We start from the raw sequence: 6,846 nt of genomic DNA, 5'->3' as shown, positions 1-6,846 counted from the left end.
GGGTTTAACAGTTCTGCCTTGATATGAGAAATCATAGATGTAAGGGTCTCCACGGTTTTTCCACCCCATCCGTATGATCCGATGATAGATGCATATCTGGTCTTGGGCTTGATCAGGTTAGCGAGATAGGCAGCTGAGACCATGTCGGGATGAGGACCGAAGAGAACCGTTGGTGTAGCAAAGACCACTGTAGCAGCATCGACCAGTTCCATTGCAAGTGCCCCTGTGTCCGGGTTTGTTACTTTGAATGGTTTCACCCCTACTCCACGCTCTAGAAGCAATTCGGTAAGGAAACTGACCATCTGGCTGGTACTTCCATGCATGGAGACGTAGGGTATGAGGACAAGATTTTTTACCCGGTCACTGGTCCATTCTTCATACAGATCCAGTATCAGTGATGCCGGTTTTACCAATGGACCATGACTCGGCGCAATGATCGAGATCTTCATCTCTTTTAACTGGCTCATGTACTTGACGATGCTTGACCTGAAGGGCATCATGATCTCACCATAATACCGCTTTGCCAGGATCTCTTCACGTGCCATGTCCTGTGCAAACAGATCTGATGTAGCATAATGAGCGCCAAACAAATCACAGGAGAAGAGGATCTCCTCTTCAGGGCAGTAGGTCATCATTGTCTCTGGCCAGTGAACCCAGGGCGTTGACATAAATGAGAGTGTCCTGTCTCCCAGACTGATAGAATCGCCAGAAGTTACGATCTGGCATCGCCCTGCAGGGACATCAAGCAGAAGAGAGAGAAGTTCCTGGCATTTCTGTGAACAACAGACTTTAGCTCCAGGAAAGAGTTCAAGTAGCATCGGCAGGCATCCTGCATGATCCTGTTCGGCATGATTGATAACGATGTAATCGAGCCTGTTTATGCCGAGCCTTATCAGGTTTCCAATAAATTCTTCTTGTTTGGATGGATCTGAAGTATCAATGAGCGCTGTTTTTTCGCTTCCTTTAACGTAATATGAGTTATATGATGTTCCTTCAGGAAGGGGAACCAGTTCATCAAATATCCGTCGGTCCCAGTCAATGACACCGACTGTATAGATCTGCTCACTTATTTGACGGACAGCCATGGTAATCCTCGGCCAGCATCGCTGGCTAATACCTGTCAGGTAGGACGGATAACTGGATAAAGGGATAAGATTATCTAAAACAACTCCAATAAGGAGCCAGTATCCGTTTGAGTTCGTCCGTTGTTTTCATCACATGAGTTAGTGCTGTATCTGAAACTGATCGGTGAAGAAGCCCAAGGAAGGTATCCGGTTCTCTGATTTGAGATATATCAAGCCCTGCCATAGCAGCGATGATACCAAGGTTAGTGTAAGGAAGCCCTCCTTCAACGCTGTATCCGCCTTCAAGGATCACAACCAGTCGCCCGATGCAGATGCTATCGGCAAGGATGCAGATCTCCTGCATCATGGTAGCATACCCTCTCGCAGTGAGTGCGAGACCAGTGAGGGGATCGGTGAAATGGTTGTCCTGTCCGGCAGAGATGACGAAACAATCAGGCTGAAATTCCTCGGCAAGGGGAATAATGACCTCACGAAGCAGGTACTGGTATACCTGATCTGAACTGCCTCCCGGAATTGGCATGTTTACCGTGTACCCGGTTCCTTCTCCTGTACCGATCTCATCGATCTGACCAGAACCCGGATAAAACGGAAACTGGTGTACTGAACAGAAGAGAACCGAGGGATCGTCTTCAAAGATCTCCTGGGTTCCGTTCCCATGATGAGCATCCCAGTCCAGAATCATAACCCGTCTCATCCCTCTTCGCTGGCACTGTCTCACTGCAATGGCCACATTGTTGAGATAACAAAAGCCGCCTCCATGAGAATGCCCTGCATGGTGGCCCGGAGGACGAGAGAGGACAAAAGCATTTCTTACTTCCTGGTTAAGAACAGCGTTTACTGCAGTAACTGCTCCACCAGCTGCGAGCAGTGCATCACTAATAAGGCCCCGGGGGATCAGGGTATCATAATCGATCATACCTCCGGTAATGCTTGCTTCTTCGAGAAATTTCAAATAATTTTCATCATGTACTAAAAGCACCTCAGTTCTGGTTGCTTTTCTGGGTTCTATCAGGCGGATATCTGAAAGATCGAATATCCCCTCCTCGGTTAACTGATCTATGGTATAGGCAAGGCGTTCACTTCGTTCTGGATGGGTTGGGCTCTGCTCATGGCGAAGATAGGCCTGGGCGAAGATGATCCCAGTGGTCATGGTGCCTCGCAAGTAATACCGGGTGCTATTCCAATTACAAAATCAGTTATTCTTGCCTGAATTCTGCCTCCCCGTACCACGTTATATGCAGAATACTGACTGGTTACCAGTTCATGCAGATCTTTTGGGGGTGCTCCTTCACTTTTCGCCATGGCCCTGACCAGTTCACCGGTATGTGTGAGGAGTTCTTCGTCGCTCATACCGGTTGGAAGAGGATGTTCAATTCCATTTAAGGTAAGGACACCACGTTGGGAGTCTGCGTGAGCATGAATTTTGATACTTATTCGTGAAACTGCTGCACCCACAGCGTTAGCTGATCCGGCATGGTCGGGAACAAAAAATCTTACTCTTGCTTCATTAGCAAGGTCTGGTATCAGATAGGGGGCAAGAAACCCCGCTCCGACGATCATGATTGGGTCCATCTGGTGAATGATGGCTCCAAGTTTCTCAAGATATTTTCTGTATGCATCTTCTGCTTTTTTTGGATCCAGGCAGCATGAACGCGATGTGTCGCCGATATCAGCCCCGAGTACATTGAGGGCATCTGTCAGAGTTGGTTCAGTACCGCCGAATGCTCTGGCATTACCTGATCTGAACTGCATCAGTTCATCTCTGATGCATGAGTCTCCTCCTAATGGAACCGTCTCAGCTGACACTGCCTGAACAAGGGTCCTCTTTCCCTGCACGAATAGTGTCTCAAAGATTGGCTTTCCTTCCTTTATGGGGACGAGATCAGTAGTAGTCCCTCCGATATCAACTACCAGGCAGTTTTTCTTATGAGAAAGATATCCCGCACCAATAGCTACTGTTGCAGGACTTGAATGGTAAAGGAGGGACGGATTCTCAATAGCCCGGTCATGGCCACAGAGCCCTCCGTCTGAAGTTACAAATAGTGAGTCCGGATGTGTAGTCCTGATTTTTTTTGAGAGTGCAGCGACTTTGGCTTTAATTCCAGCATTGATCCTGGTGGTTGTAATACGGGCAGGAAAATTGAGACCGCCGAGGGGAGCACTTGTTGCGATCTGTTCATCGTCAAAGAACAGTCTTGCAATATCTCTTACAATCTCTTCCTGAATTGGATTTCTAACAGAAAACTTACCTACTATTGCAATCCCATCAGCGCGACATCCCCTGAGAAGTCTTTCAATCTCCTCGGTATCAACAGGTTCTAAAATATCGCCACGTGGACCGACGGCACCTTTTACTGCGCCCCCATACATGAGTCCCGGGCCGGGGATGGTTATGGTCCTGATTCTTCCGATATTGCCGGTAACCATCGCGTTCAGCGGCTGTGATGTACTTATTGCAAGTCTCCCGTCTCTTCCAGCGGCCTCGAGAGCGAGTTCTAGACCTTTTGAGTTAGAGACCTTGATGGTCTGTATATCGCCATCAACCAATGCAATATCAGTATTTGTCCCGCCAATATCAATCCCGGTGAACATAACCCTCCCAAATCTCCTCTCTGAATAACTTCCCTGACTGTGAATTATTTGAAGATTACCGGGACCTGTTTTGATTCTGAATATATATGTCAGGAACCTGAAATACTTTGATCAATTGGTGTTGGTCTGCTGAAATCATGACGCTTCAGTGTGAGGATGGGGAAAGTGTCCTGAAGAAGACCATCGCAGCGGTGTTCTTCACTCTGAAAGTTCGTCACATCTCCAAGGTGTATGTGACTGATAGACGTATAGTCATCAAAAACCGCAAAAATGAACATATAAAGATTTCGTTTGATCATATTCATGAGATAACGGTTGAAGACCAGTTTCGGCTCTGTATCAGATGTAATACTCCACAACGGTTTTTTACTGAACGTGAAGAATATACACGTCTTTACCTGCACGGACTAAAGAAAAAAGAAGGTGGAGTTATTGCTCCTCTGGACGATGCAAAGTGGCCGGATGCATGGAGACGATACTTAAATTCCCTTGTAAAGAAGTACCAGACCGCGGTGGCGAAGAAAAAGCGGGAGATGCAGAATGAAGAGGATGAACTGCTCTTCATCGAAGGGATACAACGAAGACCCAATGGGCTTGATCCATTCGCTATTGTAAAAACCAAGGAGAAGGTTCATGTCTGGTTTGATGACACTGAACTCAACGTATGCACCGTGTATGCCACGAGTGATCATCTCCTGGTCAAAATAAAGTCATCAGATTATCTTGTTGTTCCATACTCTGTGATTTATAATACCGGCCCGGAAGGAAAAGATCGTATCCGAATCACCTTCTCGTTCTCACAAGAGATTGAGGGATTTTCAGCACCCCTATTAAAGATGTTTATTAAGCGGATTCCTGAACCCGGTGAGGAATATCCTGCAAAGGTTCAGGAACGGTGGATGGAAGGATGGCAGGAGTTCTTCACCCAGGTGACATCTGCAATTAAGGCACACAAAGGGGCTATCAGCCATGATGAGATGCTAGAGATGCTTATTGAGATGAAACACAGTCCTACTAAGTATTCTCTTAGTTCATATGCCAAACAGGGATGGGATCGTGCCTGCGGGCTTGCTGTGGATAGGTTCGGAGGAATGGATGACCTTTATCTGTTTCAGACATTTCTGCTCAAGGAGTATGAGGATATGAAGAACCGTGGGGTTGCTGAACCTGACACGGCACGCCAGGAGGCCTACATGGGTTCAGAGATGGCATACAACGCAATTTTGGCATACATCAACCAGCATACCCGTTCTCGTTAAGGAAAACTCCAGTTTTTGTTTTACCTCTGCTGATACAAATGACAGGATATTTACCTCATGCTCTGCACCAGAGAGTATGGATCCTGAAGAGGAGGCAGTCCGGACCATCGCAAATCTGATGGCCGTAAGCGTCCGTACTGCACCGAAAGGGAAAGGTACTGACACCATCGAGACGAAGGTCCTGTACGGGCAAGAACTCGTGGACCTTGCACGGGAGATGGAGATTGTTGGAACCAGAATTGGATTTCAATTCTTTATGCGTGATGCAAAAAATATCGCCGTTGCATCAGCATGTGTGCTCATCGGGTGTCATGGTGAACAACACCTGGGATTGAACTGCGGTGGGTGTGGATTTGATACCTGTAAAGAGATGGTAGAAGCATTTGGAAAGCGAAAAGATGGTTCTCTCTATAAAGGTCCAGTCTGTGCCATAAGGATGGCAGATCTCGGCATAGCTGTAGGTTCAGCAGTTAAAACTGCCCAGATTCATAATGCTGATAACCGTGTCTTTTTTTCAGCAGGAGTGGCAGCATTATCTCTTGGTCTTCTCCCCGGATGTACAACAGCATATGCTATCCCGCTCTCGATAACAGGGAAGAATATTTTCTTTGATCGGTAATCTGGATTATGACAATATTGAAAATTCGCGGAGGAGATCTCGATCTGGTCGAGTACGAGTTTAACTCATTTAAAGCTGGTGAGAACCTGGATACTGCCGGCCTTAAAGGAACATATGATCTGAATATCAGAGATGAGATCGTATGTGTCAGAGCACCCGGACGAATACATCTCACTGTTCTTGATATGAACCGGTTTGCACCAGGTCATCCGGGAGGGGGTGGAATTGGGTTTGCAATACAGGTGTATGCCCATGCAACCGCCAGGGCAATTCCTTCAGGGTACGAAATTACCTATGACAGACCTGCTATCATCGAGCACTTTCTCACTTTGTTCTCTCAAGTTGTCGGATACACCGGTGGGTTTGCGGTGGAGGCTCGTGATCATGAGTACAAACATGTAGGACTTGGCTCAACCAGCACCATTTTGACAACTATTGCATCGGCAGTGAATAAGGTATTAGGAGAACCTTTGACGCTTGATCAGTTGAGGATCCTGATCGGCCATAACTATGTGGAAGAGACTGAAGGAGGACTTGTGGCATTCGGTTTTGAGACCGGTGTAGGTCCTGCAGTCAGCACCTATGGTGGAATGGCTGTTATGGGGGATGACCTGGCCCTGGTCTATCGTCATGAATTTGGTATAGATAAGCACGTGCATATTGTCATTCCCCCAAGTTCTATCTCTTCGGCTGGCGAGGAAGAGTTTGCTCTTCTTATGAACAAGGCACGGACCCTTGATTACCGGGACAGGGAGCAGAAGGCATACTGCACGTTAATGGATTTTATCCCTGCACTGGGATGTGGCGATCTCCAGCGAATGGGAGACGTGATGTGGGAGATCGAGTTCAGGGGATCAAAACGTGCTGAAGTTGAGCACCACTCGTTTGAACTCTATCATTATATGAACCGCCTTCGGAAGGCAGGTCTTGAGTTTGTAGGGATGAGTTCGGTCGGGCCGTCAATTGCTATCATAACTGCACGACCTGCGGATGAAATCAAACACATTCTTGAACCTATGGATCTTACTATTGCTATCAGTACTCTGGTTGATAACAACGGGCTCGTATTTGAGTGATGTATCAAATCCTCCTATCACCCCCTTGTTCAAAAGGCATAATCTCTGTGAAGGGTAACATGGTGTGAATGATTGTCGGAGCAGGGGAATGAAACCACTGGGATGTACCCTCTCCGGTGGGCATGTTTTCTTTTCACCGGTGATCAATCGGGTGTTACGGCTCACAATTCCGTTCCTCCTGGGAATCGGGATGATTCTGTTGTATTACTCAATAT

At 47.1% G+C, this 6,846-nt stretch carries 6 protein-coding genes; 3 read left to right on the top strand and 3 right to left on the bottom strand.

Annotation, left to right across the window (positions count from 1 at the left end; translation table 11 throughout):
* From VN429_RS11420 to VN429_RS11410, 3 genes are all read right to left on the bottom strand, one after another.
* On the bottom strand, positions 1 to 1,085 hold a 1,085-nt coding region (locus tag VN429_RS11420; protein WP_325633420.1), incomplete at its 3' end, for an FprA family A-type flavoprotein.
* A gap of 70 nt (positions 1,086 to 1,155) precedes the next feature.
* Positions 1,156 to 2,235 (bottom strand): histone deacetylase family protein, encoded by a 1,080-nt coding sequence (locus tag VN429_RS11415; protein ID WP_325633418.1) that lies wholly within the window; start codon positions 2,233 to 2,235, stop codon positions 1,156 to 1,158.
* Entirely contained in the window at positions 2,232 to 3,677 is a 1,446-nt protein-coding gene (locus VN429_RS11410) for a hydantoinase/oxoprolinase family protein (RefSeq protein WP_325633416.1), read from the bottom strand. The genes VN429_RS11415 and VN429_RS11410 overlap by 4 nt, the downstream gene beginning before the upstream one ends.
* A 137-nt stretch (positions 3,678 to 3,814) precedes the next feature.
* Between VN429_RS11410 and VN429_RS11405 the strand changes: the two genes are divergently transcribed.
* The 3 genes from VN429_RS11405 (at position 3,815) to VN429_RS11395 (ending at position 6,631) form a co-directional block, all read left to right on the top strand.
* A complete protein-coding gene (locus VN429_RS11405; protein WP_325633414.1) occupies positions 3,815 to 4,936 on the top strand; it encodes a hypothetical protein in 1,122 nt (373 codons plus the stop codon).
* Positions 4,937 to 5,012: 76 nt separating this feature from the next.
* Complete coding sequence (locus VN429_RS11400) at positions 5,013 to 5,555, top strand: ferredoxin domain-containing protein (RefSeq protein ID WP_325633412.1); 543 nt, start codon at positions 5,013 to 5,015, stop codon at positions 5,553 to 5,555.
* 8 nt (positions 5,556 to 5,563) lie between these two features.
* The gene (locus tag VN429_RS11395; RefSeq protein ID WP_325633410.1) at positions 5,564 to 6,631 is read left to right on the top strand and encodes a GHMP kinase; all 1,068 of its coding nucleotides are present in this window, start codon (positions 5,564 to 5,566) and stop codon (positions 6,629 to 6,631) included.
* Positions 6,632 to 6,846: the final 215 nt, after the last annotated feature.

The organism is Methanospirillum sp. (assembly GCF_035560735.1).
Taxonomy (GTDB): Archaea; Halobacteriota; Methanomicrobia; order Methanomicrobiales; family Methanospirillaceae; genus Methanospirillum.
This window is presented reverse-complemented; position numbering and strand designations above follow the sequence as displayed.